Annotated in this window: 28 protein-coding genes; 15 read left to right on the forward strand and 13 right to left on the reverse strand. The window is 65.9% G+C overall.

What is annotated here, in order from left to right; genetic code table 11:
• Positions 1-107 precede the first annotated feature (107 nt).
• The 3 genes from Q0A15_RS11185 (at position 108) to Q0A15_RS11195 (ending at position 3280) form a co-directional block, all read left to right on the forward strand.
• Positions 108-734: a hypothetical protein gene (locus Q0A15_RS11185; protein WP_291279608.1), complete on the forward strand. Its 627-nt coding sequence runs from the start codon at positions 108-110 to the stop codon at positions 732-734.
• 190 nt (positions 735-924) lie between these two features.
• A complete protein-coding gene (gene typA, locus Q0A15_RS11190) occupies positions 925-2826 on the forward strand; it encodes a translational GTPase TypA (RefSeq protein ID WP_291279609.1) in 1902 nt (633 codons plus the stop codon).
• Positions 2813-3280 (forward strand): hypothetical protein, encoded by a 468-nt coding sequence (locus tag Q0A15_RS11195; protein WP_291279610.1) that lies wholly within the window; start codon positions 2813-2815, stop codon positions 3278-3280. Before typA ends, Q0A15_RS11195 begins: the two co-directional genes overlap by 14 nt.
• Positions 3281-3310: 30 nt before the next feature.
• Here the strand turns inward: Q0A15_RS11195 and Q0A15_RS11200 are convergent, their stop codons facing one another.
• On the reverse strand, positions 3311-3874 hold the full coding sequence (locus Q0A15_RS11200; protein WP_291279611.1) for a winged helix-turn-helix domain-containing protein: 564 nt from the start codon (positions 3872-3874) through the stop codon (positions 3311-3313).
• Between the two features lie 456 nt (positions 3875-4330).
• Between Q0A15_RS11200 and fdxA the strand changes: the two genes are divergently transcribed.
• From fdxA to Q0A15_RS11215, 3 genes are all read left to right on the forward strand, one after another.
• Complete coding sequence (gene fdxA / locus Q0A15_RS11205) at positions 4331-4603, forward strand: ferredoxin (protein WP_367273387.1); 273 nt, start codon at positions 4331-4333, stop codon at positions 4601-4603.
• Between the two features lie 88 nt (positions 4604-4691).
• Complete coding sequence (gene dapC / locus Q0A15_RS11210) at positions 4692-5804, forward strand: succinyldiaminopimelate transaminase (protein ID WP_291279612.1); 1113 nt, start codon at positions 4692-4694, stop codon at positions 5802-5804.
• 174 nt (positions 5805-5978) lie between these two features.
• Complete coding sequence (locus Q0A15_RS11215) at positions 5979-7256, forward strand: citrate synthase (protein WP_291279613.1); 1278 nt, start codon at positions 5979-5981, stop codon at positions 7254-7256.
• 92 nt (positions 7257-7348) lie between these two features.
• Here Q0A15_RS11215 and dapD read toward each other — a convergent pair whose 3' ends face one another.
• A complete protein-coding gene (gene dapD / locus Q0A15_RS11220; protein ID WP_291279614.1) occupies positions 7349-8302 on the reverse strand; it encodes a 2,3,4,5-tetrahydropyridine-2,6-dicarboxylate N-succinyltransferase in 954 nt (317 codons plus the stop codon).
• Between the two features lie 46 nt (positions 8303-8348).
• Here dapD and dapE point away from each other — a divergent pair, with 46 nt between their 5' ends.
• Positions 8349-9446, forward strand: a complete 1098-nt coding sequence (gene dapE, locus Q0A15_RS11225) for a succinyl-diaminopimelate desuccinylase (RefSeq protein ID WP_291279615.1) — start codon at positions 8349-8351, stop codon at positions 9444-9446.
• Positions 9447-9654: 208 nt separating this feature from the next.
• On the opposite strand, the gene Q0A15_RS11230 is transcribed toward dapE, so the two are convergent.
• The 4 genes from Q0A15_RS11230 to Q0A15_RS11245 form a co-directional block, all read right to left on the reverse strand.
• Positions 9655-10524 (reverse strand): amino acid ABC transporter permease, encoded by an 870-nt coding sequence (locus Q0A15_RS11230; RefSeq protein ID WP_291279616.1) that lies wholly within the window; start codon positions 10522-10524, stop codon positions 9655-9657.
• Positions 10524-11183 carry an amino acid ABC transporter permease gene (locus Q0A15_RS11235; protein WP_291279617.1) on the reverse strand — a complete coding sequence of 220 codons (660 nt, stop codon included), beginning with the start codon at positions 11181-11183 and terminating at the stop codon, positions 10524-10526. The genes Q0A15_RS11230 and Q0A15_RS11235 overlap by 1 nt, the downstream gene beginning before the upstream one ends.
• A gap of 89 nt (positions 11184-11272) precedes the next feature.
• On the reverse strand, positions 11273-12175 hold the full coding sequence (locus Q0A15_RS11240) for a glutamate ABC transporter substrate-binding protein (RefSeq protein ID WP_291279618.1): 903 nt from the start codon (positions 12173-12175) through the stop codon (positions 11273-11275).
• A 33-nt stretch (positions 12176-12208) separates the two neighbouring features.
• Entirely contained in the window at positions 12209-12979 is a 771-nt protein-coding gene (locus Q0A15_RS11245) for an amino acid ABC transporter ATP-binding protein (protein WP_291279619.1), read from the reverse strand.
• 131 nt (positions 12980-13110) lie between these two features.
• Here Q0A15_RS11245 and Q0A15_RS11250 point away from each other — a divergent pair, with 131 nt between their 5' ends.
• The 3 genes from Q0A15_RS11250 to Q0A15_RS11260 all read left to right on the forward strand — a co-directional run bounded on the left by Q0A15_RS11250 (position 13111) and on the right by Q0A15_RS11260 (position 14605).
• A complete protein-coding gene (locus Q0A15_RS11250; protein WP_291279620.1) occupies positions 13111-13845 on the forward strand; it encodes a TIGR00730 family Rossman fold protein in 735 nt (244 codons plus the stop codon).
• Positions 13842-14234, forward strand: coding sequence for a DivIVA domain-containing protein (locus Q0A15_RS11255; protein WP_291279621.1), 393 nt, complete (start codon positions 13842-13844; stop codon positions 14232-14234). The genes Q0A15_RS11250 and Q0A15_RS11255 overlap by 4 nt, the downstream gene beginning before the upstream one ends.
• Before the next feature lie 203 nt (positions 14235-14437).
• Positions 14438-14605, forward strand: coding sequence for a DUF3117 domain-containing protein (locus tag Q0A15_RS11260; RefSeq protein WP_291279622.1), 168 nt, complete (start codon positions 14438-14440; stop codon positions 14603-14605).
• A gap of 117 nt (positions 14606-14722) precedes the next feature.
• Here Q0A15_RS11260 and Q0A15_RS11265 read toward each other — a convergent pair whose 3' ends face one another.
• A complete protein-coding gene (locus Q0A15_RS11265; RefSeq protein WP_291279623.1) occupies positions 14723-15364 on the reverse strand; it encodes an O-methyltransferase in 642 nt (213 codons plus the stop codon).
• Positions 15365-15461: 97 nt separating this feature from the next.
• Between Q0A15_RS11265 and Q0A15_RS11270 the strand changes: the two genes are divergently transcribed.
• Genes Q0A15_RS11270 through Q0A15_RS11280 form a run of 3 tightly spaced genes read left to right on the forward strand, consistent with a single transcriptional unit; the run spans position 15462 to position 17427 of the window.
• On the forward strand, positions 15462-16055 hold the full coding sequence (locus Q0A15_RS11270; protein ID WP_291279624.1) for a sigma-70 family RNA polymerase sigma factor: 594 nt from the start codon (positions 15462-15464) through the stop codon (positions 16053-16055).
• 11 nt (positions 16056-16066) lie between these two features.
• The gene (locus Q0A15_RS11275) at positions 16067-16939 is read left to right on the forward strand and encodes a zf-HC2 domain-containing protein (protein WP_291279625.1); all 873 of its coding nucleotides are present in this window, start codon (positions 16067-16069) and stop codon (positions 16937-16939) included.
• Between the two features lie 44 nt (positions 16940-16983).
• The gene (locus Q0A15_RS11280) at positions 16984-17427 is read left to right on the forward strand and encodes a twin-arginine translocase TatA/TatE family subunit (protein ID WP_291279626.1); all 444 of its coding nucleotides are present in this window, start codon (positions 16984-16986) and stop codon (positions 17425-17427) included.
• 3 nt (positions 17428-17430) lie between these two features.
• Here the strand turns inward: Q0A15_RS11280 and Q0A15_RS11285 are convergent, their stop codons facing one another.
• From Q0A15_RS11285 to Q0A15_RS11295, 3 genes are all read right to left on the reverse strand, one after another.
• Complete coding sequence (locus Q0A15_RS11285; protein ID WP_291279627.1) at positions 17431-18546, reverse strand: P-loop NTPase; 1116 nt, start codon at positions 18544-18546, stop codon at positions 17431-17433.
• Positions 18543-19103: a DUF1003 domain-containing protein gene (locus Q0A15_RS11290; RefSeq protein ID WP_291279644.1), complete on the reverse strand. Its 561-nt coding sequence runs from the start codon at positions 19101-19103 to the stop codon at positions 18543-18545. Before Q0A15_RS11290 ends, Q0A15_RS11285 begins: the two co-directional genes overlap by 4 nt.
• 61 nt (positions 19104-19164) lie before the next feature.
• Positions 19165-20625: a CBS domain-containing protein gene (locus Q0A15_RS11295; protein WP_291279645.1), complete on the reverse strand. Its 1461-nt coding sequence runs from the start codon at positions 20623-20625 to the stop codon at positions 19165-19167.
• A 90-nt stretch (positions 20626-20715) separates the two neighbouring features.
• Between Q0A15_RS11295 and Q0A15_RS11300 the strand changes: the two genes are divergently transcribed.
• Both Q0A15_RS11300 and Q0A15_RS11305 read left to right on the forward strand, forming a co-directional pair.
• Positions 20716-21666, forward strand: a complete 951-nt coding sequence (locus tag Q0A15_RS11300) for a general stress protein (RefSeq protein WP_291279628.1) — start codon at positions 20716-20718, stop codon at positions 21664-21666.
• Positions 21663-22154, forward strand: coding sequence for a hypothetical protein (locus Q0A15_RS11305; protein ID WP_291279629.1), 492 nt, complete (start codon positions 21663-21665; stop codon positions 22152-22154). Before Q0A15_RS11300 ends, Q0A15_RS11305 begins: the two co-directional genes overlap by 4 nt.
• Positions 22155-22467: 313 nt before the next feature.
• Here the strand turns inward: Q0A15_RS11305 and Q0A15_RS11310 are convergent, their stop codons facing one another.
• The 3 genes from Q0A15_RS11310 to Q0A15_RS11320 all read right to left on the reverse strand — a co-directional run bounded on the left by Q0A15_RS11310 (position 22468) and on the right by Q0A15_RS11320 (position 25951).
• Entirely contained in the window at positions 22468-23352 is an 885-nt protein-coding gene (locus Q0A15_RS11310; RefSeq protein WP_291279630.1) for a hypothetical protein, read from the reverse strand.
• Between the two features lie 168 nt (positions 23353-23520).
• The gene (locus tag Q0A15_RS11315) at positions 23521-25086 is read right to left on the reverse strand and encodes an aminopeptidase P family protein (RefSeq protein ID WP_291279631.1); all 1566 of its coding nucleotides are present in this window, start codon (positions 25084-25086) and stop codon (positions 23521-23523) included.
• Positions 25087-25138: 52 nt separating this feature from the next.
• Entirely contained in the window at positions 25139-25951 is an 813-nt protein-coding gene (locus Q0A15_RS11320; RefSeq protein WP_291279632.1) for an SDR family NAD(P)-dependent oxidoreductase, read from the reverse strand.
• Positions 25952-25960: the final 9 nt, after the last annotated feature.

Consider the following 25960-nt stretch of genomic DNA (forward strand, 5'->3'; position numbering starts at 1 on the left):
CCGACGCAGGGACCCCGTTCCGGGTCCGCTGCGTCGGATGCGGGTACCGCTGTACTTACCTCTCATCCGGCCCCTCATCTTGCCCCTCATCTGGAAGAATCGACTCCATGCCCGAGAACGCTGCCGGCGACGGCCCACGCCCCGAGACGACCGAGAAGGACACCGTCCTCACCACCGCGAAGTCCGGGTGGATCTGGGTGGAGCTGGTGGGCGCAGTGGGGGTGCTCGCGGCCTGGGACTGCATGCGGCGCGGGTACTGGGGCATGGGCCTCAGCGTCATCGTGTGGATCGCCGCCGTGTGCTGGTTGCTCGCCCTGATCTTCGTGACCCCCAAACTCAGCATCGGTTCGGAGGGCGTGACCTGTCGCAATGTGATCGTCCAGGTGTTCATCCCGTGGCGCCGGCTCGGTGACGTGAAACAGACCCTCTTCATCGAACTGGTACCGCGTTCCGGGGAGGCCGTGAAGGTGTGGTCGGCCCCGGTGTCCTCGATGCAGCGTGTGCGTCAGCGTTCCCGTGACGCCGCAGCACGATCCCAGGCAGGGACCTACAACGAGTCCCAGCCCAAGACGCCGGAGCTCCCCAGAGCCATCCTCGAGGAGCGTGACCGTCGCCTCGAGGGCACCAACGGACGCGGCATGAACGGTGAGGTGGAGAAGTCCTATCTCAAGCGCGACTGGTCCATCTGTGGAGTCCTGTTCGTGCTGGCGCTGGTGTCGCTGTTGCTGGTCTGAGAGCGCTAGGGAACGGGCGAACACCCCAGCGGATTCCCGCGTGTTCGGTCACGAGATCGAGGTCACGCGTCACGCGGGCCGGACGCGAGTAGAATCAAGGATGGGCGCCGTGAGTTCACGTACCTGCGTCCGTCTGTAGGACGGATGCCGACCGGCGCGTACTTTTTCAACAGGATTGGATACAACTTCCATGGCCATTGCCTCGCGCGAGGACCTTCGCAACGTCGCCATCGTGGCGCACGTCGACCACGGCAAGACGACGCTCGTCGACGCCATGCTGCAGCAGACCGGTGCTTTCTCCTCCCACGGAGAGACCGAGGACCGCGTCATGGACTCCGGGGAACTGGAACGCGAGAAGGGCATCACCATCCTCGCCAAGAACACCACGGTGTTCTACTCCGGCCCCTCCGCCGAGGGCAAGGACGTCACCATCAACGTGATCGACACCCCCGGTCACGCCGACTTCGGCGGCGAGGTGGAGCGCGGACTGTCCATGGTGGATGGCGTGGTGCTGCTGGTGGACGCGTCCGAGGGCCCGCTGCCGCAGACCCGCTTCGTGCTGCGCAAGGCGCTGGCCGCCAAGCTCCCCGTGATCCTCGTGGTCAACAAGACGGACCGCCCCGACGCCCGCATCGACGGCGTGGTCTCCGACTCCATGGACCTGTTGTTGGGCCTGGCCTCCGACCTGGCAGACGAGGTTCCGGACCTGGACCTGGACTCCGTGCTGGACGTCCCCGTGGTCTACGCCTCCGGTAAGGCCGGCCGCGCCTCCCAGACCCAGCCCGCCGACGGCGCCCTGCCGGACAGCGAGGACCTTGAGCCGCTGTTCGCCGCCATCATGGAGCACGTCCCGGCCCCCACCTACGACACCGACGAGGTGCTGCAGGCACACGTCACCAACCTGGACGCCTCCCCGTTCCTGGGTCGTCTGGCTCTGCTGCGCGTCTACAACGGCACCTTGAAGAAGGGGCAGCAGGTTGCCTGGGCCCGTCACGACGGCACCATCCAGACCGTGAAGATCACGGAACTGCTGGCCACCAAGGGCCTGGATCGTGTCCCCGCCGAGGAAGCCAAGGCCGGCGACATCGTCGCCGTGGCAGGCATCGCAGACATCATGATCGGCGACACCCTGACCGACCTCGACAACCCCAAGCCGCTCCCGTTGATCACCGTTGACGATCCCGCGATCTCCATGACCATCGGAATCAACACGGCCCCCACCGCCGGCCGCGTCAAGGGCGCCAAGGTCACCGCCCGCCAGGTCAAGGACCGCCTGGACCGCGAGCTGATCGGTAACGTCTCCCTGAAGGTGCTGCCCACCGAGCGTCCCGACGCCTGGGAGGTCCAGGGCCGTGGCGAGTTGGCTCTGGCCATCCTCGTGGAGCAGATGCGTCGCGAGAACTTCGAGCTCACCGTCGGCAAGCCGCAGGTCGTCACCAAGGTCGTGGACGGCAAGGTCCACGAGCCCATGGAAGAGATGACCATCGATACTCCTGACGAGTACCTCGGCGCCATCACCCAGCTCATGGCCGCCCGTAAGGGCCGCATGACGGAGATGACCAACAACGGCACCGGCTGGATCCGCATGCAGTTCACGGTTCCCGCTCGTGGCCTCATCGGCTTCCGTACCAAGTTCCTGACGGAGACGCGTGGCGCCGGTATCGCCTCCTCCATCGCGGCAGGCTACGAGCCCTGGGCCGGCGAGATCGAGTACCGCATCAACGGCTCCATCATCTCCGACCGCGCGGGCGTCACCACGCCGTTCGCCATGATCAACCTGCAGGAGCGTTGCTCCTTCTTCGTGCAGCCCACCGAAGAGGTCTACGAGGGTATGATCGTCGGTGAGAACTCCCGTGCGGATGACATGGAGGTCAACGTCACCAAGGAGAAGAAGCTGACCAACATGCGTTCGGCGTCTGCCGATAACTTCGAGGGCCTGACGCCGCCGCGCAAGCTGACCCTGGAGGAGTCCCTGGAGTTCGCGCGCGAGGACGAGTGCGTCGAGGTGACCCCGGAGGCCATTCGCATCCGTAAGGTCATCCTGAACTCCAACGAGCGTGCCAAGGCTGCCCGTTCGCGTGCGCGTTCCTGATACGAGCCGCTCGCAGGCCACCGCGACCCACTCCGGCACCCATGAGGTGCGGGGGTGGGTCGCGGTTGTCGTCTCCGTGGTCATCGGACTGATCACGGGTGTGGTGGCCCTGCTGTGGCAGGGCTGGTCCACGGTCCTGGACAGCTCCGTGGTGCTGCCGTGGGGTGCCCTGCTCGGTGTGGCCACGATCTTCGGTGGAGCCTGGTGGTGGGGCCTGTCGACGCGAGTGCGTTGGGCGCCGGGGCTGGTCGGACTCGTCGCGTTCGGACTGCTTTCTGTGGTGTCGTTGGGCGGTCAGGACACGTTCATGCCGCCGCTGAGTTCGGCAGCCTTCAAGGTGGCACCCGGCGCGGCCTGGTCCTCCCTGGTGCTGATGGCCGGGACGGTCGTCGCAACCATCGCCGCTTTGCTGCTCACCGCGCGGGTTGCGCCCGCGCGTCCACCGCGCCGCTGACGGTTCTCCTGCCCGACGGTCGGTGACGCCTCACGCGCAGGCGTCGCCAGGGAGTTCCTCGGGCATTCCGACCTTGTCAAGGTGATGGGCGATGAAGAGCGAGGTGGGGGTCCCAGCGGGGTCCTCCTTGGCCATGAACTCCTCCAGGACGCCGCGGAGGCGTTCCGTGAGTTCGCGTTGGTGTTCCTCCGTGAGCTTGAGGCCAACGCGCATCACCTGGATCTCGTCGGGGGAGAGCCCATCGATCTCCTGCAGGAAGGTCTCCACCAGGATGGGAGAGGCGTCAGGCAACGGAGTGCGCCAGGACAGGTGCGTGGAGGCATAGGGAACCTCCTTGGCTCCGCGCTTGCCGCGCCGGACCTCACCGGGTTCGATGAATCCGGTGTTCACGAGCGTCCTGACGTGGTGGAGAGTGGTGGCGGGGTTCATGTCCAGCGCGTCAGCAATCTCCTTGTTGGTGCGCGGCTGGTGGAGGCAGAGTCTCAGGATTCGCAGCCGGATGGGGGATGATAGCGCCCTGGCCCTGGCCTGCATGACCGCAGGTGGGAGCCCTGTGGAGGTGTCAGCCTGCGGGGTGGAGTCCTCTGTGCTCATGGCAACCAAGCATAAGTGATTGGTGCCTTCAAATCACTTAGGTTTCCTTTCGGTCGGCTGTCCTTCCGGATCGTTCCCGGTCCGGCCGGCGTGGCGGTACCGGTTTGGCGTGGGTGATGGAAGCGGTGGGGATGGACACCTCACCTCGACGCGTGAGAATCGTCACCCGGCGGGATCCGTGGACGGATTCTACCGCGATCAGCTCCCCGAGGGCGTCGCTCAAGCCTGGCCCGGCTGTAGCGCCCGGATTGCTGAGCCTGTAGCGCACCACGACCCGGGTTCCCAGAGGAACGGAATCGAAGAAATCGGCCATAACTCCACCCTACGGGGCCTGTCCTGGATAGCCTCACCTCACTGTCTTGGAAGCGCGCGGCGGACTAGACTCATGACCTTGATCCGTGTGTGCCGTCTCCGATCGGGACGGGCCGGAGAAGAGAAGTGTGGAAGAGGGAAGTAGTGACCTACATCATCGCGCAGCCGTGCGTGGACGTGAAGGACAAGGCCTGCATCGACGAGTGCCCCGTCGACTGCATCTACGAAGGTGAGCGTACCCTCTACATCCACCCCGACGAATGCGTCGATTGTGGTGCCTGCGAGCCCGTGTGCCCGGTCGAGGCCATCTATTACGAGGACGATCTGCCAGACGAGTGGGCGGATTACTACAAAGCCAACGTCGAGTTCTTCGATGAGATCGGTTCGCTTGGCGGTGATGAGAGTGTGGGAGCCTAGTGCACCTACTAAGCCTTCGTCGCAGCCCTTCCGACACAGATCGCTTGATATTCCCTGACCAGAGGCCCGCGGCGCTAGGCTCGGGCACATGGTCTTGAAGCTGCCCGATTACCCATGGGAAACACTGGCTCCTTACCGTGCTCGCGCCGCTGAGCACCCAGGGGGCACCGTCGATCTGTCCATCGGCACCCCGGTGGATCCCACGCCGCAACTGATCCAGGATGCTCTGGCCCGAGCAGCTGACGCCCACGGTTACCCCACCACCCACGGCAGCCCCGCGGTGCGCCAGGCCATCGTGGACTGGTTCCGTGACCGCCGAGCCACCACGCACTTGGCGACCGATCACGTGATGCCCACAGTTGGTTCGAAGGAGCTCGTGGCCTGGTTGCCGCTCCTGCTCGGCCTGGGCGAGGGCGACGTCGTGGTGCGGCCTCGCGTGGCTTACCCCACCTATGACATCGGTGCCCGGCTCGTGGGCGCCAAGGCCATCGCTGCGGACTCCCTTGGCGAACTCGAGGCGGAGGACCGCGACCGGGTGAAGCTCGTGTGGCTGAACTCCCCGGGCAACCCCACCGGTTCCGTCCTTGACGTGGACTCCTTGAAGGCCAGGGTTGACCAGGCCCGCGAACTCGGCGCCGTTGTCGCATCGGACGAATGCTATGCGGAACTGGGCTGGGGCGACTGGGACGGCGACGCCATCATCCCGTCGGTCCTCTCGGACGAGGTATCCGGTGGCGACCTCACAGGTCTCCTGGCCGCGTACTCCCTGTCCAAGCAGTCCAATCTGGCAGGTTACCGGGCGGCGTTCCTGGCGGGGGCGCCGGACCTCTTCCCCGACCTGGTCAATTCGCGTAAGCATGCAGGCATGATCGTCCCCGCGCCGGTTCAGGCCGCCATGGTTGCCGCGCTCGGGGACCATGCTCATGTCGTGGAGCAGAAGGACCGTTACAGGGCCCGCCGTGAGGCCATCCTGCCGGCCCTTGAGTCTGCAGGATTCCGGGTGGATTCCTCGGAGGCCGGTCTTTACCTCTGGGTCACCCGCAACGAGAACTGCTGGGAGAGCATCGGGTGGCTGGCGGAGCGTGGCATCGTCGCCGGGCCGGGCGCCTTCTACGGCGAGGCGGGCAAGTTCCACGTGCGTATCGCTATCACCGCCAGTGATGAACGCATTGCCGCTGCTGCTGAACGGCTCACGGCCTGAGGCCGATCCCCGCAAGGACCGGCGGTTTTCCGGGCTGCGGGGCACATTGACATGCGACGGAATGTTCCGTAGTGCGCCGACGGTTTCGGATGCGGGCCGTCGGCACGATAGATTAGGTGGCGACGTGGGACGTCCCACAGCACCCTTATCCCTCCTTTGAGGAGAACATGATCCATGACTGAAGCGAACGCACGCCTTGAGTTCGCGGGCGCAGGTCTTGACCTGCCCGTGGTGGACGCTGTCGAAGGTAACAACGGTTTCGGCATCGCCCCTCTGCTCAAGACCACCGGGAACGTCACCTACGATCCCGGTTTCATGAACACGGCCGCCACCAAATCGGCCATCACCTACATCGACGGCGACGCCGGAATCCTCCGCTACCGCGGGTATCCGATCGAACAGCTCGCCGCCAACTCCTCTTACCTCGAGGTCAGCTACCTGCTGATCTACGGTGAGCTCCCCACTCCTTCGCAGTTGGAGGAGTTCGACCACAAGATCCGCCGTCATACGCTGCTGCACGAGGAACTCAAGGGGTTCTTCGGGGCCTTCCCGCGCGACGCGCACCCCATGCCGGTGCTCTCCTCCGCCGTGTCCGCGCTCTCCACCTGGTACCAGGACTCCCTGGACCCGTTCGATCCCGAGCAGGTGGAACTCTCCACCCTACGGCTGATGGCCAAGGTCCCCGTCATCGCGGCCTATGCACACAAGAAGTCCATGGGCCAGGCCCTGCTCTACCCGGACAACTCCATGAACCTCGTGGAGAACTTCCTGCGCCTGGCCTTCGGCATGCCGACCGAGCCGTACGAGCTGGACCCTGACATGGTCAAGGCCCTCGACCTGCTGCTCATCCTGCACGCCGACCACGAGCAGAACTGCTCCACCTCCACCGTGCGCCTGGTTGGTTCCTCCGATGCGAACCTCTTCGCCTCCGTCTCCGCAGGCATCAATGCCCTCTTCGGACCGGCCCATGGCGGCGCCAACGAGGCCGTTCTGAAGATGCTGCGCGGCATCCAGGCCTCCGGGACCTCCCCTGCGGACTTCATGCAGAAGGTGAAGAACAAGGAGGACGGCGTCCGTCTGATGGGCTTCGGCCACCGGGTCTACAAGAACTACGACCCTCGCGCCAAGATCATCAAGCAGACCGCTCACGACATCCTGGCCAAGCAGGGCGCCAACGAGCTGCTCGACATCGCCATGACGCTCGAGGAGACGGCGCTCAACGATGAGTACTTCATCCAACGCAAGCTCTACCCCAACGTGGACTTCTACACCGGCTTGATCTACAAGGCCATGGGCTTCCCCGAGAAGATGTTCACAGTCCTCTTCGCCATCGGTCGCCTCCCGGGCTGGATCGCCCAGTGGCGCGAGATGATGCTGGATCCCGAGCGCAAGATCGGACGCCCCCGCCAGCTCTACACCGGCTACGAGTCGCGGGACTACCCGCAGGCCTGAGCCACGCGGCGCAGCCGCGTTCGGTGCACAACGAAAGGTGCCCGACGAGACCAACTCGAGTTGGTCTCGTCGGGCACCTTTGTGCTTGCCGCCTAGTTGGCGTGCAGGATGTCGTTGAGCTCCACCGAACCTGTGGCGCGGGGGAGTGCCTCGACGGCGCCGGAGGTGGAATTGCGGCGGAAGAGCAGGTTGGACTTGCCGGAGAGGTCAAGGGCCTTCACCTGGTGGTCGCCGTCCTCGGCTCGGACCGTGACGCGGGTGCCCGCCGTGACGTAGAGGCCGGCCTCCACCACGCAGTCGTCGCCCAGCGAGATCCCGATGCCGGAGTTGGCGCCGAGCAGCACGCGCTCACCCAGGCGAATGCGCTCCTTGCCGCCGCCGGAGAGCGTCCCCATGATGGAGGCGCCGCCGCCCACGTCCGTACCGTCGCCGACCACCACGGAGGCGGAGATGCGGCCCTCCACCATGGAGGTGCCCAGAGTGCCGGCGTTGAAGTTCACGAAGCCCTCGTGCATCACGGTGGTGCCGGAGGCCAGGTGGGCGCCCAGGCGAACGCGGTCGGCGTCGGCGATGCGGACGCCGCTGGGCACCACGTAGTCAACCATGCGGGGGAACTTGTCCACGCCGTAGACCGTCAGGGTCCCGCGGGAGAGCAGGAGCGCACGGGTGAGTTCGAAGTCCTCGACCGCACACGGGCCCTCGGAGGTCCACACCACGTTGGCGAGGAAACCGAACTGGCCGTCGAGGTTGACCTCGTTGGGTTTGACCAAGCGGTGGGAGAGCAGGTGCAGCCGCAGCCACACGTCCTCGGTGGAGGTGGGTGGCTCGTCGAGCTTGGACTCGACGGAGACCACCTCGCGGCGGGTGCCGCGCGCCTCGTCCTCGCCCGTCAGGGCGTCGAGGGAGGCACGGATCGCGGCGGAGCGCTCGTCGTCGCTCAGCGGGGCGAGGACGGGCTTGGGGAACCACGTATCGAGCGTGGAACCGGATGAATGAATGGTTGCGACTCCGTGGCCGGAGGCGACGCGGGGTGTATCTGCAGACATGTCATCCATCCTAAGATCGCGGCCCACGCGATTAAGCTCTTGTGACATGACGCCTACGTTGGATCTCTCCCTGCCCGTCGCCGACCTCACGGCCGCGCTGATCGACATCGCCTCCGTATCCGGAGACGAAACGCCGCTGGCCGACGCCGTGGAGGCCGCCTTGGCGGCCTTGCCCCACCTGTCCGTGGTGCGCGACGGCGACGCGATCCTCGCGCGCACCTCGCTCGGACGTTCCGAGCGCGTGGTGCTGGCGGGGCACCTGGATACCGTCCCGTTGCCTCGTACGCCGGGGTCTCGCGGGACCGTGCCCTCTTCCTGGGACGGAGACGTCCTGTACGGCCGCGGAACCACCGACATGAAGGGCGGGGTGGCCGTGCAGCTGAAGCTCGCGGCCTCACTGGTGGAGCCCACCAAGGACGTCACGTATGTGTTCTACGACCACGAGGAGGTCGAGGCCTCACTGTCCGGGCTGGGCCGACTGGCGCGTAACCACACCGAGCTGCTGACGGATGCCGTGTTCGCGATCCTGCTGGAGCCTACCAACGGCGGTGTGGAGGGCGGCTGCAACGGGACCATGCGTTTTCGCGTCACCACGACAGGCAAGGCCGCGCACTCCGCACGAGCGTGGATGGGGTCCAACGCAATCCACGCGGCGGCACCGATCCTGGGCCGGCTGGCGGAGCACTCACCTGAGACGGTGGACGTCGAGGGTTTGGCCTTCCGGGAGTCGCTGAATGCCGTTCGGATCTCGGGTGGGGTGGCGGGCAACGTCATCCCCGATCACTGCGAGGTGGAGGTCAACTATCGATTTGCCCCGTCCCGGTCGGTGGAGCAGGCCGAGGCCTACGTGCGCTCACTGCTTGAGGGGTTCTCCGTGGTGCGCACCGACGCGGCCGCGGGTGCGCGTCCGGGGTTGGACCGGCAGGTGGCAGCCGAGTTCGTGGCCGTGGCCGGTCCCGGTGGGGGCCAGGCCGAGGTGATGCCGAAGTACGGGTGGACGGACGTTGCTCGCTTCTCCGAGCTCGGCGTGCCTGCCGTGAACTTCGGTCCGGGCGATGCGTTGCTGGCCCACTCGGACAACGAGCACGTCACGCGGCAGGCCATCGACGAGTGCCTGGCGGCCCTGACCCGCTGGCTGAGCTGAGTCGAGTTGGGGTGGGAACTGGGGGTGTAATACGGCTCGAAGCTCCATTTGCGGCCGTTCGAGAGGATTGCGGCCGTCGGTGGACGGTCGCAGATTGCGGATCCGGGCATAAACCATAGAACGGGCTACGCATCACGTATCCAGTCGCAAAAGCGAGGAGCCCCAGTCAGCCGACTGGGGCTCCTCGCGTTCATAGCGGTTGATGGGCTCAGGGCTTGGGCAATGCCGCTCCACCCGCCGTGTCCAGCTTCGCCTTGGCCTTGGCCACCGAGGGGGAGCGGTTGATCCGGTACTCGGCGTACTTCGCGATGCCGGAGAGAATCAGGCACATCCCGATGTAGATGACCGCGCCCACGATGGCCGCGGGGATCAGCGGGAAGTCGAAGCGGGACTGGTTGCCGAGCAGCTTCACGACCGCCAACAGCTCCGGATACGTGATCGCGTAGCCCAGCGCCGTGTCCTTCAAGGCCACAACCAACTGCGCGATGATCATCGGCAGCATGGCCTTGACTGCCTGGGGGAGCAGGATCGAGGTCATGACCTGGGTCTTGCGTAGACCCACGGCGTAGGCGGCCTCGGACTGGCCCTTAGGCAGGGACGCGACACCGGCGCGGAAGACCTCGGCCAGGACGGAACCGTTGTAGGCGATCAGCGCAACCACCACCGCGGTGAACGGGGAGACGGAGACGCCGACACTCGGCAGACCATAGAAGAGCATCATCATCAGGATCAGCACCGGGATGGCCCGGAACAGTTCCACGATCACGGTGAAGATCCAGCGGACCCAGGCATGGTCGGAGAGCCGACCGATGGCGAGCAGGAAGCCCACCACCAGGGATCCGACCGCGGCCAGAGCGAAGCCCTTCAAAGTGGCGAGGAGCCCGTCGATGATCTGATCCCAGATCAGCGGGAAGTTCAGGAACTCCCACTTCCGGGCCTCGAATTGCCCGGAGCGCTGCAACTCGTAGACCAGGTAGGCGATGATCCCGAGGACCACCACCACTGTCAGGACCGCCAAGATCTTGTTGCGGACCTTGGCCTTGGGGCCGGGAGCATCGAATAGGACAGAGGCCGCCATCACGCCACCTTCCACTTGTTCTCGAGATAGCGCTGCAGGGCGGAAAGCACCAGGACAAGGACCACGAAGATCAGGGCCACCCAGATGAGCACCATCATGGCCGGCTCACCGCGTTCGGACAGGTAGGACCGGATGGCGCCAGCCTCCACCACGCTGAAGGCGGAGGCGACAGTGGTGTTCTTCAGCAAGGCGATGAGCACACTGAACAGAGGGGGGATCACGGCGCGGAACGCCTGGGGCAGGATCACCTGTGTCAGGGTCTGACCGAACGTCAGGCCGATGGCGCGGGCCGCCTCCGCCTGCCCGATCGGCACCGTGTTGATGCCGGAGCGCACGGTCTCCGCGACATAACTTGCGGTGTAGAGCGTGAGGCCCACCGTCGCCAGGACCCAGTAATCGAGGTTCGGTAGCGAAAGCTTGGGGTAGCCCACGGCGAAGAACAGCAGAATCAACGTCAATGGGGTATTGCGGACCGCGTTCACATAGAAGGTGCCGACGCCCCGCATGATCGGGACCGGGGAAACCCTCATGGAACCGATGATCCCACCGAGGACCAAAGCCCCGAGACCGGAGATCGCGAACAACCGCAGGGTCATCAGGAACCCATCGATGAACACGTCCAGGTTGTCGACGAGGACGTGCCAGAACTGGGACAGCATGTCCATGCTCCTTCAAATCGTGCGCGTGAATGGCTGTGGTGGGGGAAGGGGGAACCCTTCCCCCACCACGTGCCGAGGGATACTACTGATCAGGAGCAGGCGTCAGGCTCGGGCTGCTCCACCTTGGCTCCGGACTTGCCGAGGGTCGCGTCGAAGATCTCGGTCCAGGTATCGCCGCCGTCCTTGAGGGTGGTGGTCAGTGCCTCGCACAGTGCGGTGTCACCCTTGGGGAGCCCGATGCCGTAGCGCTCCTCGGTGAACTGTTCTCCGATGGTCTTGAGGTTGTCCGGGTCCTCTGCGGCGTAGCCAAGCAGGATGGCCTCATCGGTGGTCACGGCGTCCACCTTGTCGTTCTTGAGAGCATCGACACAGACGGAGTACTTGTCCATCTCCACGGTCTCGATGTCCGTGTACTTCTTCTTCAGGTTCTGCAGCGGGGTGGAGCCGGTGATGGAGCAGATCTTCTTCCCGCCCAGGTCCTCGATGCTCTTGGCCTTGGAATCCTTCTTCACCAGCAGCGACTGGCCGGTGACGAAGTACGGTCCGGCGAAGCCGACCATCTCCTTGCGCTCGTCGGTGATGGAGTAGGTACCGACGTAGAGGTCCACGGTGCCGTTCTGCAGGGCCTGCTCGCGCTGGGCCGAGTCCACCAACTTGTACTTGATATCGGATTCCTTCACACCGAGGGAGGCCGCCATCCAACGGGCGATCTCGATGTCGAAGCCGGAACGCTCCTTGGTGGCCGCATCGAGGTAACCGAGTGAGGGCTGGTCCTCCTTGACGCCGATGGTGATCTTGCCGTCCTTCTTGATCTTGTCGAAGGTGTCGGAGCCGTCGATGGAGACGTCGGTGGCGACGTCGTACTTCAGGCCGGTGTCGCCACCTCCGCCGGAGCCGGAATCGCTGTCGCCACCGCAGGCGGTGAGGGCCAGCGCGGCCACGGCTGCCATGGAGGCGGCAGCGAGGCCGCGACGCTTGGTGAAGAGCTTCATGGGGTTGGATCCTTTACTTGTGCGAGTGGAGGTCTAGTGATTGATGAGCTTGGAGAGGAAGTCCTTGGCGCGATCCGACCGAGGGTTCGTGAAGAACTCCTCGGGCGTGGCCTCTTCCACGATGGCACCGTCGGCCATGAACACGATGCGGTCTGCAGCCTTGCAGGCGAATCCCATCTCGTGGGTCACCACGATCATGGTCATGCCTTCGCGGGCCAGTTCCACCATGGTGTCCAGGACCTCGTTGATCATCTCGGGGTCGAGTGCCGAGGTGGGCTCGTCGAAGAGCATGACCTTGGGCTTCATGGCCAACGCGCGGGCGATGGCGACACGCTGCTGCTGGCCGCCGGAGAGCTGGGAGGGGAGCTTGTCCCGCTGATTCTCGACGCCCACGCGCTTGAGGAGGTCCAGGGCCTCCTGCTCCGCCTGGGCCTTGGGCTTACCCAGGACCTTGATGGGGCCCAGAGTCACATTCTGAAGGATGGTCTTGTTGGCGAAGAGATTGAACGACTGGAACACCATGCCGACCTCTGCGCGGAGCTTGGCCAGACCCTTGCCCTCTTCAGGGAGCTTGTCACCATCGATGAGGATCCGACCGTCATCGATGGTTTCCAAGCGGTTGATGGAGCGGCACAAGGTGGACTTACCGGACCCTGACGGGCCCAGGACCACCACGACTTCACCTTTGGTGACTTGCAGATTGATGTCCTGGAGCACGTGGAGTTCGCCATAGTGCTTGTTGACGCCGGTGAGGGAGACGATGGCCGTCTGAGCTGTGACGTCGGTCTCAGGTGCTGTGGTCATGGTTGGAATCCTAATGCATGCCGTGTTGCCTGTTGATGACATGAAAGGGCGCTCTCAAACGAAGTTACTCAATCGTCACCACCAGCGGCCAGGTCAGGGACGAGTCGATCAGGGCCGATACGCTGGTGACCATGTCCCAGAAGCCTCCCCATGCAGCGCAGCGAACGGAACCCCCGTGGACCGGAGCGACCACTCGGTTCGACCAGGATTTCCTGGCGTCGTCAGCCGAGGTGTCCAAGGGCGTCGAAGCTTGGCGAGTGCTTCGGATCCAAGGGGAGTTCGTGAACTCCTTCGACGCCCTGGCCGACCTGGGGCCGGCGATCGCCGTGTTCGGCTCCGCGCGCTTGGGGGAGGGGACGCCCGCTCATCGGCTGGCCCACGAGGTGGGTCGCGGCCTGGCGGAGAGCGGGTATGCGGTCATCACCGGCGGGGGGCCCGGCACCATGCACGGGGCCAATCAAGGAGCGCTGGAGGGCAACGGTGCCTCGGTGGGGCTGGGCATCCAGCTCCCCTTCGAGGACGGTTTCAATGAGCACGTGACCCAAGCCGTGCCCTTCCACTACTTCTTCACGCGCAAGGTGTCCTTCGTGAAGTACTCATCGGGTGCGGTGTTCTGCCCGGGTGGCCTCGGCACCCTGGACGAACTCTTCGAGATCATGACCTTGGTCCAGACCGGCAAGGCTCACGATTATCCGATCGCCCTGCTCGGCACCGACTTCTGGCGGCCACTCATGGATTGGTTGCGCAACGTCCCACTCGCTGCAGGCACCATCGACGAGGCCGACGTGGTGCGTCCGTTCGTCACGGATGATCCGGCCGCCGCCGTGGCCCATGTGACGAAGCGCGATGAGAGCGAAGCCAGATGAGATACCTGATCCTCTTCCTTGCGCTGGCCGCTGTCGCCGTGGTGGCCGTGTTGCTTGCACGTCCCCGGCCGCGTACCGACTCGACGTCGAATCCCATCACGGACAACCCGCTGGTAGGGCTGGCAGAACCCGATCCCGTTCTGCCTCCGGTGCTGTTGCCGGAACACCCCCGCGGTGCTGATGTTGATGCAGTGCGTTTGTCGGTGGGCCTGCGAGGGTATCGATGCGATCAGGTGGACCAGCTCCTCAATGGGCTGAGCGCGGAGATCGAACGACTCAACGATGAATTGGAAGTGGCCCGATCCGTGCCTCGAGCCGTCCCCGGGGTCGAGGCGAGTCATGAATCAAGGTCCACTGATCATGGGCCCGAAAACCCGGAAAACTCCTGACGAAGGCCTCACACCGTCATGTCTGGTCAAGTCGAGTTCTGACGCGCGGAAGGCGTGTGATTGGCAGCACGGGCAGGAATTCGGAATAATGGGGCTCGAGAGTGTCGATTCCTCGATGCGCTCGCGCGGTCAACCACCCGGGCCTGAACATGGGCCCACAGTCATCCGAGGCCGCGGATATCGAACCATGAAGGAGCACCCAAATGGCTGCCATGAAACCGCGTACGGGCGACGGCCCCCTGGAGGTCGCCAAGGAGGGTCGCAGCCTGATCATGCGGGTGCCGATCGACGGCGGCGGTCGCCTGGTGCTGGAGATCAATGACGACGAGGCCAACGCCCTGCGTGAGGCCCTGGTCGGCGTCACGGAGTGAACTCAAGGATGTGACGTCTCGGCGTCACATCCACGCCAGTCAGTCGAAGACCGCACAAGCCCCGGACCTGCAGGTCCGGGGCTTGTCCGCGTCCGAGCGTCGGTGAACTGGGGCGGCTCAGCGAGGACGACGCAGGACCCCGAGCATCACGCCGGTGCCGGTAGGAAGCACCACCCAGTCGAAGCGGTCCTCGTCACGGACCCAACGCTGAGTCTGACGAGCAGCCAGCGTCGACGGCCGTCGCACGGCGGGTTGGGGCACCTGATCGTCGTCCAGGATGTCATTGATGAAGAGCAATCCGCCGGGTCGTAGGAGCCGGCCGGCTTCCTCCACGTCGGTGGCCATGCGCCGCCTGGAACCATCCACGAACACGAGGTCGTAGGCGGCGTCGGCAAGGCGGGGGAGTACGTCTTGGCTGCGACCGTTGATGGTACGGGTGCGGTAGGTGGGGAAACCCGCCTCTGCGTAGGTGGTGCGGGCCGCACCGAGGATCTCGGTGTCCTTCTCCACGGTGGTCAGGATTCCGTCCGGGGCCATGCCTCGTAGCAGCGACACGCCGGAGACACCCACGCCGGAACCGATCTCCACCGCTGTGCGGGCGGGGCGCATCGCGGCCATCACCGTGAGCAGAGAGCCGGTGGCTGCGGAGACGGGCGTGACACCGAGCTCATGCCCACGGGAGCGGGCGCGGCTGAGGATCTCATCCTCCTCGCTCAATGCCTCGGCGTAGGACCAGCTGCTGTGTTTGTACGCGCTCATGCTTGGACTCTCATGGTCGGAACGGGGAGGTGTGTGCATCGAAAGGACGCAGGCCGCCATCAGGCTGTTTTCAGGGTAACGCCCCAAAATGGAACACGTGCATCAGTCTCAGTCCTCCCCCCTCACCCCCGAGGGTCTCACGGTTGCCTTCGGCCCCGAGTTGATGCGTTTGGCTCAGCGACTCACCGGACACCGGGCTGACGCGGAGGATCTGGTCCAGGAAGCCTATGTCAGGGCGTTGAGAGCGCTGCCCGGTTTCACCTACAACGGGCCAGGATCCGTTCACGCCTGGGTGCGCAGAATCACCACGAATATTTTCCTGGATCAAGCCAGACGCCGCTCCCGGCTGCGCATCGACCCCTTCGCAGAAGGTGCAGAGGAGCAAGCCGCCGCGGTCTCCGAGGGCCCCGAGGCCAGCTATGAACGCGCGCATCTGGATGTCGACGTGGCCAAGGCGCTCGCGGCGCTTCCCCCGGACTACCGTGCCGCTGTAGTGCTGTGTGACCTCGAGGGTCTCAGTTACCAGGAGGTGGCGGAGATCCTCGGCTGTAAGTTGGGAACGGTTCGATCCCGGATTCATCGTGGCCGGACCTTGCTGCGAGAAGCATTGCCGCACCGGGCTCCGCGAGGGCAGCAGCCTTCTTCCCTGCCGCCCATGACCGTGCTGCCGGTGTTGGGTGAGAGCCGATGATGATGCCCTTGATGCGCGGCGGCCTGATGCATCAGGACGAATGGATCGACGACTATGTCCGCGGTCGTATGCGCGGGCGCAAGTGCGCGGTGATGGAGGTGCATCTGCAGCGCTGCGCTCGGTGCCGAGACCAGGTGGTTCAGGCCAGACGCAGGCTTCGTCGCACGTCCACGCGCCCGGATGAGGTGCTGTCCTCCCTGGTGGACGCCGGTGTGGACACCGCCCCGAACGACCTGGTCACGCGCCCCAGACGCCTGATGTCCAACTCCGTACCGGTCCTCGGTTCCCTGTTCACCCTCATCGCGTTCGTCTCCGTCCTGTTGGCTGCCTGGCACGCAGGGGGAAAGACCAACAACGTCTTGGCAGAGTCGGCCGAGGACTTCACGGTGGCCGGAGTGGAACTCAGCGACGCGGAGGTCTCCGAACTGCGGCAGGCGGGATGGACGTGTGCCGATCTGACGCCCATGGGCCTCGCCACCACCAAGGTCATGGGGTATCGCAACGGTGACGTCGTCACCGTGTCCACCACGTATGAGACGCAGGGCCGCACCGCAGTGGTGGCCGAGTCGCGCTGGAGCGAAACCGGTGAGCACAATGCCGCGGCGCCAACGCCCACGGTGACCGCTGCGGATGGAGCATCCGAGGCCGCGGCTCCGGACATGAAGCGCGCCATGACCACGGCATCGTCCACGACCCTACAGGGCCGCGACGGCGGCAGCTACGCCGTCAGTTCCACCCTGGGCGACGACGTCACCGACCGGCTGGTGTCCCGCGTGGAGCGTCTTTCGGCGGATCGGGTCGAGGACGCCAAGGCCTCGTCCACGGTCTCCGGGTGGGAACGATTACAGCGCGGTTGGGCACAACTCGTTGAACCGAGCAGCTGAGCATGCCCGGATGCCCGGCAAGACCGGTAAGATAAGACCTCGACATGTTCGGGATCAACGGTAGCGAGCTCATAGTGCTCGCCTTGGTGGCCATGGTGGTGCTCGGGCCGGAGAAGCTGCCCGGCTACACGCGCCAGCTCACTCAACTGATCAAGAAGCTACGTGGCTTCGCGGACACGGCCAAGGAGCGCCTCCGCGAGGAGGGCGGAGACGAGCTGGCCGATGTGGACTGGCGCAAGCTGGATCCTCGTCAGTACGATCCCCGCAAGATCATCAGGGATGCACTCTTCGACGACGACATGCCCGACGCCCCGTCAACGGCCTCTGCGGGCACCTCAGCTTCCGGTACCTCGGGTTCCGGCGGCGCAGGCGCGGCCGGTGCGGCCGGTGCAGCAGCCGCCGGCATGGCCGCTGCGACGCGTCCGGATCTGGACCACGATCGCCTGCCGCCGGGAACGCCCGCTCCTTTCGATGACGAGGCCACCTGAGCTTCAGCGCGGGGTGATTCCCAACTGCCTGCCGGCCAGGCCGCGTGGCCTGTGCGCCAGGCGCGCGGCCAATTTCGTCAGGGCCTTCGAAGCGGCCGAATCCGGATGGGACAACACCACCGGAGTGCCTTGGTCGCCGCCCTCTCGCAGGCTCGGGTCCAAGGGGATCCTGGCCAGCAGAGACACAGACTCCCCGGTCTCCTCACTCAGCCGCTGAGCCAGAGCGGCCCCGCCGCCTTCGCCGAAGGGAGTCATCCGGGTTCCGTCCGGTAGCTCGATCCAGCTCATGTTCTCCACGACGCCGAGTACCTTCTGACCGGTGCGATGGGCCGCGGTTCCCGCCCGTTCCGCGACCTGAGCTGCAGCCGACTGCGGGGTCGTCACCACGACCACCTCGGCGTGGGGCAGCAACTGGGACACGGAGATCGCCACATCCCCCGTGCCGGGGGGAAGGTCCAACAGCAGCACGTCGAGATCGCCGAAGTGGACGTCGGTGAGGAACTGCTCCAAGGCCCTGTGCAACATGGGGCCACGCCACATGACGGGTGCGTTGTCCTCCAGGAACATGCCGATGGACACGACCTTCACCCCATGGGCCACCGGCGGAAGGATCATCTCGTCCACACGGGTGGGACGGGTATGGACGCCCATCAGTCCTGGCACGGAGAATCCCAGGACATCCGCGTCCACGACGCCCACACTGAGCCCGTCGGCCGCCATGGCGGCGGCCAGGTTCACGGTGACGGAAGACTTTCCGACCCCGCCCTTTCCTGAGGCCACTGCGATCACCCTCGTGAGGGATCCGGGCTCGGTGAAGCTGATGCTGTGCCGTTTGAGCGAGTCCACGAGTGCGCGCCGACGTTCGGGATCCATGTAGCCCACCTGCACGGACACGTCGGAGACGCCGTCAACGCCCAGCGCCGCCGTGCGTACGTCCTCCTCGATGGTGCCGCGCAGGGGACAACCCTGCACCGTCAGGGACACAGCGACGCTCACGGTCCCGGGTGAGGTCTCCTCGACGGAATCGAGCATGCCCAACTCGGTGATGGGCCGACGCAATTCGGGGTCGATGACCCGCTCCATGGCCGCTTCCACCGCGCTGACGACGGTGGCAGTCATCGTTGCTCCCGCTCGTCGCGTTCCTTCTCCTCGCGTTCCTTGTCGCGTTCGAACTTGCCGCGTTCGCGTTCACGGCGGCGTGCCGCCGTGTCGTCGGACACGCCCTCCTGCTCCTCAAGGAGTTCCTCGAGGACGTTGCGCAGTTCGGAGCGAACGAAGTCACGTGTCGCGACGTCGCGCATGGCCAGACGCAAGCCCGCAATCTCCCGCGTGAGGTATTCGGTGTCGGTCAGGTTGCGTTCGGCGCGGGCGCGGTCCTCGGTCAGCGACACCCGGTCGCGGTCGTCCTGCCGGTTCTGGGCCAGGAGCAGCAACGGTGCCGCATAGGAGGCCTGCAGCGAGAGCACCAGCGTCAGCGCCGTGAAACCGAACGCTGCAGAGTCGAAACGCCAGCTCACCGGAGCCACGGTGTTCCACGCCAGCCACAGGGCACAGAAGACCGTCATCCACAGCAAGAACTGTGGTGTACCCATGAAGCGAGCGATGCCTTCTGTGGCGGAACCGAAGGCGTCGGGGTTCGGAGCCAGCCGAGGGATCCTGCGTTGCCGCAGGGACATGGGGGTGTCCAGCCCGGAACTGCTGTTCTTGGCCCTGCCGCGACGCGGGGACCTGTTCTTCTCAGTCGCCACGATTCACCTCCTGCTGCTGCTCGGTGCCGGCGTCGCCGGCGGATTTTGATGCGGAGCGGGCGCGCGCCCACAGACCGGAACCACGCGACCCGGTTCGCTTGGTGTCAGGATCGCCGGTGGCCGACGGCGTGACCCCCGAGGCGCGCGCGGCCCGTTGCGGGGAACGCGGGGACGGGCGCGTACGCGCCCGGATGGGCGCGTCATCGGAGTGGTCGCGCCAGTCATCCGGCAGAAGGTGGTCAAGGACGTCGTCGACCGTCACGGTGCCAACCAGCCGCTTCTCCTCGTTGATGACGGGGACAGCGGTGAGGTCATAGCTGGCCAGGACCCGGGAGACCTCCTGGATATCGTCCAGATCTCCCACCGGCTTGAGGTCGGTGTCCACGAGTTTGCCGACCTGCTCCGGAGGCGCGGCACGCAACAGTTCCTGGAAATGCACCAGGCCGAGGTAGCGGCCGGTCGGGGTCTCCAGCGGTGGTCTCGTGACGTAGACGATGGCGGCCAGGGCGGGGGAGATGTCCTCACGGCGGATCGCGGCGAGGGCGTCCGCCACCGAGGCCTCCGGGGGCAGGATGATCGGCACCGGGGTCATGAGCGAGCCCGCCGTGCCTTCTGGGTATTCGAGCAGGCGCCTCACGTCGTCCGCTTCCTCCGGCTCCATCAACTGCAGCAGGGACTCCTGCTGCGTTTCCGGCAGCTCGGAGAGGAGGTCGGCGGCGTCGTCCGGATCCATCTCCTCCAGCACGTCGGCAGCGCGTTCCACGTCGAGGGAGGAGAGGATGCCCACCTGATCGCGATTGGGAAGCTCGCCGAGGATCTCCGCGAGGCGGTCGTCCTGAAGTTCGGTAGCCACCTCCAAGCGGCGCTTGCTGCTCATCTCGTGCAAGGCGTCGGCGAAGTCGGCAGGCTTCATGTCCTCGTGGTTCTCGATGAACTGAGCTGCGCCCTGGGGCTCCTGGAGATCGCCGAAGACCACCTCGTTCCAGTCGGCAAGGACCGACTCCCCGCGACGCCGAACCGTGCGAAGGGAGGCACCCTGGGCGCCTCGACGCACAAAGTACTCCTCGACGGCCCAGTCGCCGTCGGTCTGCCGGATGAGCCCGATGTCCTCGATGAATCCCTGCCCGGTTCCGTCCAGGAAGGTGACCTTCCGGTCGAAGAGTTCGGCGGCCGCCAGGGTCTCCGCCCCGCGCTGTTGGAAGCGCCGTAGGTTGACCAGGCCGGTGGCGATCACCTGGTCGGAGGAGATGGACTGGACGCGGGTCATGGGCAGGAAGACGCGCTTCTTGCCTGGGACTTCCACGAGGATGCCGACGCACAGCGCACGGCGGCGTGGCCCACGGTTGAGGACAACGGCATCGCGCAGTCGGCCCAGGCGGTCTCCCAATGGGTCGAACACATCCAGGCCGAGCAGTCGTGCAACGAAGATCTTGGAGCTGCTCACAAACACCCAGGCTACCGGGCCGGAACCACTTGCGCCGTTGGCGAATCGGAGCAGGCTCACAGCCCGACCACGGGCTGCAAGCGGCAGAATGGACCTATGTCGACCCCCCGTCCAGAACAGGCCCGGATGTTCCCCACGATTCCGCGTGGTGAGGTGATCGGACGCTACGAGGATTACCTCGATGCGCAGAAGATCGTGGATTACCTCGCTGACAACGATTTCCCCGTGGCGAATGTGTCCATCATCGGTAACGACCTCAAACTCGTGGAGCGAGTGAAGACCAAGCTCTCCTATCCACGGGTGGCACTGCAAGGCGCCTCTCAGGGCGCCATGATCGGCCTCTTCTTCGGGTTCTTGCTCATGCTCTTCAGCCCCACCGATGAGGCCAGCGGCCTTTCGTTGATCGCTGCGGTGCTGATGGGGGCGGTCCTGTTCATGCTCATGAGCGTCATCAGCTATGCCATGCAGAAGGGCAAACGAGACTTTTCCTCCAGCCGGCAGGTGCTGCCGAGCACATGGGATGTGGTGGTGGACCGATCCGTGGCAGGCCAGGCCCGCCAGTTGGCCTCGCGGCTTCCCATGCGTCCGGCCCAAGCGGCCTCCACGAGTGGGTGGGGAGCACCGGTACAGACGCCGCCGCAGGCAGAACCAGGACAGCAGCCCGGTACGGGGCGCCCGGGAGCGGGTCAGCAGGGTGGGGAGCCTGCCGGTACCCCGGCCACCGGGCAGGCCGTGGACCAGCCCTCCGTTCCTTCGGCCGATTTCCGGGATCTGGCCGATGGGCGCCCACGCTACGGTGTGCGGGTGGAACAGCCGGAACAGCCGGAACAGCCAGGAAGGGCGACCCCGGAAGCCGCACCGCGGCAGGAATCTGCGCCGAAGGTGGGCGGGGAATTCCTGCCGAGCACGGTCGGTGAGGACACGAGCAAGGACCCATCGGCCACGGAGGCCACCGCCGGAGAAGGTGAGCCGGGGGCGGAAGCGGGGCCCACGTCGTCGGGCACGGAATCCACCCCGGACGAGGATCAGGAACGGGAGCAACGATGAGCGGAGCAGATCGTATCGATGACGTGGTTCGCCTACGGGAACGGGTGGCGCAGCAACTGAGTTCTGGTGTGCCGGTCCCGGAAGCGGCACTGGGCCTTGAGGCCTCGTTGCGTTTCGTGGAGGCCACGGACGAGGACGGACTCGTGGGCGCTCTCGAGGATCAGGACGACGAGTTCGTGGCGGACGTCGTGGAGGCGCTGCGCGCTCTGGACCTCAAGGACGCGGCAGAGCAGGTCGGTGCCGCCTGGAACTGGATCGCTGACGGCTTCGCGGTCGAGGCCGCCGACCACGACCCGGACTTCGACGACGTGGACGATGACGAAGCGGGCGACCCCGACAGCGAGTCCACCAGGAGCAAGAAGGCGGCCAAGATCGCCGACGTCGTGGAAGCGCTGGACACCCGCTGGGAGAAGACCCTGGACTCCGAGGCGCTGGAGACGGCCCTGGCTGAGGCCGTGGATGCCGATCCGGAGGCGTACGGGCTCTAGGCCTGTTCGGCCCTCCACGTCCACCGGCAGGACCTCGAACTCCCCCTCGTCCGGCATCCGGCACACGCGGAAAGCAACGGTGAACCGGTGAGGTTGGCCAGTGATGGAGGAGTTCTCGACGTCAAAGGGTCCACGATCGTCGTGGTGCTCCCGACCGGGACCGAGAACGTAGAGCGCTACGTCGATGTGGCGACGCAGCGGGCCGAGAGCTGACAGGGCCCAACGCGGCAGCCGAGGCGCCGCCTGTAGCCGCAGTAGCCGCTCGGGCGGTCGGGTACGCCGTGATCAGGGCTGGGTGATCACGACTGGGCCATCACGACTGGGGTGGTGGCGCCGGCCACGGAGGCGTCTGGTCCTGTTGACCTGGATGTTGGTGTCCGGGGTTCTGAGGCGTCTGGTCCTGCTGCCCAGGGTTCTGTTGGGCAGGGTTCTGTTGGACAGAGCTCTGTAGTCCTGGGTGCTGCTGGCCGGGATACGGCGGATACTGCTGTCCAGGGCCCCACAGGCCGGGCTGAGACGGAACGGGACGACGACGCTTGCGACGGACCAAGACCACAACCACGATGGCTGCGAGGACCACCACCAGGCCCCCAGCGGCACCGAGGATCACCGCCAACCAAGGGAAATCCTTCTCAGCTGTTTGAGCGGTGTCGGCCCCCGAATCGTTCTCTGCGGGTCGGCCGTTCTCGGCGGGCTGGCCGGCAGCCTTCAACTCGCCCTGGATGTGGATCTGCCGCGGCGCACTCTTGATATCGGACCACAGAGCCCGGTTCCCGTCGATCTGTGCGCCGTCTGCCTGCTGGACCTTTCCAGGGAACACGAACGTCCACGACACCGACGCGCCCGTTGTGTCGTCAAGCAACTTGTTGTTGATCGTCAGATCCATCCGCGAGCCGTCGCGTGAGGCCTCGGTGAACAGGTTGGGGAAGGCCGCGTTGGACGGGGTGAGGTCCGACTCGGGGATGTCCTTCCACGTGGCCTTGTAGCCGCAGCGCCCGTCCTCGGCCAAGGGTTCGATGGACTCGATGGCGTTCCCCAGCTGCTCCGCCTGCTGATCGAGTTCCTGCTGGCTCGGGCAACCATCGGTGTCGGGGCGGGTCTGGATCTCCTCCACCGAGACGGAGCCGTCCTCGCCCAAGGTGTAGGTCGCGTCGTAGTGACGCGTGTTCTCGTCAGCGTGTCCGGGAAAGGTGCTCATGCCGATCCACCCGAGGGCCAAGAGGCTCGCCGCGGCGAGCCGCGGCAACCAACCTGCCCAACGCCGTCGGGCAGGAGCCGTGGCGACGGGGTGCGGTGAAACTGACATGAGCTGACCTTTCTCCGGAGAACTGCGCCTGGCCTGCGAGCCAGAGGCTTCCGGTGTGGCTCAGAGGCTGCGAGCGGCCACCCGGGCCATCCAAGCCTCCACCTCGGGGATGGTGCGCGGGATCTCCGACGTCAGGCGCTCTGCGCCCTCCGCCGTGACAAGGATGTCGTCCTCGATCCGCACGCCGATGCTGCGGTACTCGGCCGGGATGGCCAGGTCCTCTGCCTTGAAGTACAAGCCGGGCTCGATGGTGAAGACCATGCCCTCTTCGACGATGCCGTCCTGGTAGAGCTCCTGACGGGCCTGAGCGCAGTCGTGAACGTCGAGTCCCAGGTGGTGGCTGGTGCCGTGCGGCATCCAACGACGGTGCTGCTGACCCTCTGGGGAGATGGCCTCCTCCACGGACACCGGCAGGATGCCCCACGACGCCAGGTTCTCTGCGAGGACCTTCAACGCGGTCTCGTGCACGGTGCGGAACGTGATGCCGGGCTTCACGATGGCGAAGGCCGCATCCGCGGCGTCCAACACGGCTTGGTACACACGTGCCTGCACCTCGGTGAAGGTGCCGTCCACCGGCAGCGTGCGCGTGACGTCCGCCGTGTAGAGCGAATCGGCCTCGACGCCGGCATCCACCAGCAGCAGGTCGCCGGTGTTGACCTGGCCCTCGTTGCGGATCCAATGCAGGATCGTGGCGTGGTTACCGGCGGCCGCAATGGTCTCGTAGCCGAGGTCGTTGCCCTCCTCGCGAGCGCGGGCGAAGAACGCGCCCTCCACGACGCGCTCGCCGCGCTTGTGGTCGATTGCGCGGGGAAGAGAGGCGATGACGTTGTCGAAACCGTTGGCGGTGGCATCCACCGCGGCGCGCAGCTGCTCGATCTCCCAAGCGTCCTTGGTGAGGCGCAACTCGGAGAGGGCCTCGGTGAGCTCCCCGTCCAGGGAATCGGCCTGCTCCAGGTCCACACCCGTGTTGTAGCGGGAGGTGTCCACGACGGCGTCCACGGTCTCGTCCGCGCCGCGCACCAGGCGGATGGAGAGGCCGTTGAGGGCGGGGTTGCCCGCGTTGGCGGTGATGGCGTCCTCGAGTTCCAGGTCCATGTGAGCGGTGGGGATGCCGGTCATGGTGCTCAACACGTCCAAGGTGGGGCGCGTCCCGATCCAGAACTCGCCGGAGCGGGCGTCGGAGTAGAACTCGGCGGTGTCTCGGCCCGCCATGGGGCGGAAGTACAGGGTTGCCTTGTGACCGGACCCGTTGTCACCCTCACCGGGTTCCACGGGCTCCAGGACCAGGACGGCGTCGGGTTCGTGGTCCTGGCCCAAGCCGGTCATGTGCGCAAAGCCGGAGTGCGGGCGGAAGCGGTAGTCGCAGTCGTTGGACCGAACCTTCAGAGGGCCGGCAGGAATGACCAGGCGCTCGCCGGGGAAGCGGGCGGAGAGCTTGGCCCGGCGCTCGGCCGCGAAGTCGGCCGAGGCGAGTCGGGTGGTCGCGTCCTCCTCAGAGGCGGCCCAGTTGGAGCCCATGAACTCCTTGAAGGCTTCCGAGTTGGGCTTCATGGAGCGGTTGTTGACGCGGTCCTCCAGCGGCTGGTTCTGCTGGGACGTGGATAGTTGATCAGGGTTCTGAGTCATCACACCTCCATGGTCCCACTCATGATGGTCTTCGGTCCACGCGGTTCGCCGTTCAGCGCTGCGCCTCGTACTCCAGTGCTCGCGCGTTCATCACGGTCGCTACTTGATCGTGTGCGTCCTCGCCCAGGACCAGCCTGAGGGGCGTGCCCCCTCCCGCGTCCACGTGACGGAGCAGGTGTTCGGCGATGTCCGACGGCGCGGTTCCACCGCCCGTGGCCGTCGCCTCCACGGGCCAGGGCACCGTGGCGGTGCCGAGCGTCGCCTCCCGTGCGTCGTCGTAGGCCGGGTCGGGAGCGGCGAAGCGCATGCTCCCGGTTGCCCATTGCGTGTCCATGGCGCCGATCTCCGCGATCGTGACCCGGATCCCGAACGGGGCGACCTCACCGGCCAGAGCCTCGCTGAAGCCCTCGAGTCCCCATTTCGCCGCGTTGTAGAGGCCGAAGAACGCCATGGCCCCGACACCTCCCACCGACGAGATCTGCACGATGTCTCCGCCTCCGGACCGACGTAGGTGAGGAAGGACCGCCTGCGTGAGCCACAAGGGGCCCAACAGGTCGGTGTCGACAATGTCCCGGGCGGAGGTCTCGTCCACTTCCTCGATCGCCGACACCAGGCCGTAGCCCGCGTTGTTGACGAGCACGTCGACCCGACCGCAGAGTCGGATGGCGTCCTCGACGGCGCGGAAACAGGCTTCGCGGCTGCTGACGTCGGCCCTCAGCGTGTGCAGCCTCGTGTGTTCGCGGGGCATGGTCCCGCTGCGCGTCAGTGCTACCACAACGTCCCCGCTCCCGAGGACGGCATCGGTCAGGGCCAGCCCCAGCCCGCGGCCGGCACCGGTGATGATCCAGGTTCTCGGTTCGGTCATGCGCAGCAC

This window comes from Galactobacter sp., from assembly GCF_022712295.1.
Lineage (GTDB): Bacteria > Actinomycetota > Actinomycetes > Actinomycetales > Micrococcaceae > Galactobacter.

What these genes read in the sequence shown, in the direction of transcription:
- Q0A15_RS11310 (WP_291279630.1), bottom strand. Translation starts at nt 23,352, where the DNA reads ATGAGCACCTTTCCCGGACACGCTGACGAGAACACGCGTCACTACGAC.
- Q0A15_RS11240 (WP_291279618.1), bottom strand. Translation starts at nt 12,175, where the DNA reads ATGAAGCTCTTCACCAAGCGTCGCGGCCTCGCTGCCGCCTCCATGGCA.
- dapD (WP_291279614.1), bottom strand. Translation starts at nt 8,302, where the DNA reads ATGTCTGCAGATACACCCCGCGTCGCCTCCGGCCACGGAGTCGCAACC.
- Q0A15_RS11300 (WP_291279628.1), top strand. Translation starts at nt 20,716, where the DNA reads ATGTCGACCCCCCGTCCAGAACAGGCCCGGATGTTCCCCACGATTCCG.
- Q0A15_RS11200 (WP_291279611.1), bottom strand. Translation starts at nt 3,874, where the DNA reads ATGAGCACAGAGGACTCCACCCCGCAGGCTGACACCTCCACAGGGCTC.
- Q0A15_RS11230 (WP_291279616.1), bottom strand. Translation starts at nt 10,524, where the DNA reads ATGGCGGCCTCTGTCCTATTCGATGCTCCCGGCCCCAAGGCCAAGGTC.
- Q0A15_RS11305 (WP_291279629.1), top strand. Translation starts at nt 21,663, where the DNA reads ATGAGCGGAGCAGATCGTATCGATGACGTGGTTCGCCTACGGGAACGG.
- Q0A15_RS11215 (WP_291279613.1), top strand. Translation starts at nt 5,979, where the DNA reads ATGACTGAAGCGAACGCACGCCTTGAGTTCGCGGGCGCAGGTCTTGAC.
- Q0A15_RS11250 (WP_291279620.1), top strand. Translation starts at nt 13,111, where the DNA reads ATGTCCCAGAAGCCTCCCCATGCAGCGCAGCGAACGGAACCCCCGTGG.
- dapE (WP_291279615.1), top strand. Translation starts at nt 8,349, where the DNA reads ATGACGCCTACGTTGGATCTCTCCCTGCCCGTCGCCGACCTCACGGCC.
- Q0A15_RS11185 (WP_291279608.1), top strand. Translation starts at nt 108, where the DNA reads ATGCCCGAGAACGCTGCCGGCGACGGCCCACGCCCCGAGACGACCGAG.
- Q0A15_RS11315 (WP_291279631.1), bottom strand. Translation starts at nt 25,086, where the DNA reads ATGACTCAGAACCCTGATCAACTATCCACGTCCCAGCAGAACCAGCCG.
- dapC (WP_291279612.1), top strand. Translation starts at nt 4,692, where the DNA reads ATGGTCTTGAAGCTGCCCGATTACCCATGGGAAACACTGGCTCCTTAC.
- Q0A15_RS11290 (WP_291279644.1), bottom strand. Translation starts at nt 19,103, where the DNA reads ATGTCCCTGCGGCAACGCAGGATCCCTCGGCTGGCTCCGAACCCCGAC.
- Q0A15_RS11285 (WP_291279627.1), bottom strand. Translation starts at nt 18,546, where the DNA reads ATGACTGCCACCGTCGTCAGCGCGGTGGAAGCGGCCATGGAGCGGGTC.
- Q0A15_RS11245 (WP_291279619.1), bottom strand. Translation starts at nt 12,979, where the DNA reads ATGACCACAGCACCTGAGACCGACGTCACAGCTCAGACGGCCATCGTC.
- Q0A15_RS11255 (WP_291279621.1), top strand. Translation starts at nt 13,842, where the DNA reads ATGAGATACCTGATCCTCTTCCTTGCGCTGGCCGCTGTCGCCGTGGTG.
- Q0A15_RS11235 (WP_291279617.1), bottom strand. Translation starts at nt 11,183, where the DNA reads ATGCTGTCCCAGTTCTGGCACGTCCTCGTCGACAACCTGGACGTGTTC.
- Q0A15_RS11275 (WP_291279625.1), top strand. Translation starts at nt 16,067, where the DNA reads ATGCGCGGCGGCCTGATGCATCAGGACGAATGGATCGACGACTATGTC.
- Q0A15_RS11280 (WP_291279626.1), top strand. Translation starts at nt 16,984, where the DNA reads ATGTTCGGGATCAACGGTAGCGAGCTCATAGTGCTCGCCTTGGTGGCC.
- typA (WP_291279609.1), top strand. Translation starts at nt 925, where the DNA reads ATGGCCATTGCCTCGCGCGAGGACCTTCGCAACGTCGCCATCGTGGCG.
- Q0A15_RS11320 (WP_291279632.1), bottom strand. Translation starts at nt 25,951, where the DNA reads ATGACCGAACCGAGAACCTGGATCATCACCGGTGCCGGCCGCGGGCTG.
- Q0A15_RS11265 (WP_291279623.1), bottom strand. Translation starts at nt 15,364, where the DNA reads ATGAGCGCGTACAAACACAGCAGCTGGTCCTACGCCGAGGCATTGAGC.
- Q0A15_RS11260 (WP_291279622.1), top strand. Translation starts at nt 14,438, where the DNA reads ATGGCTGCCATGAAACCGCGTACGGGCGACGGCCCCCTGGAGGTCGCC.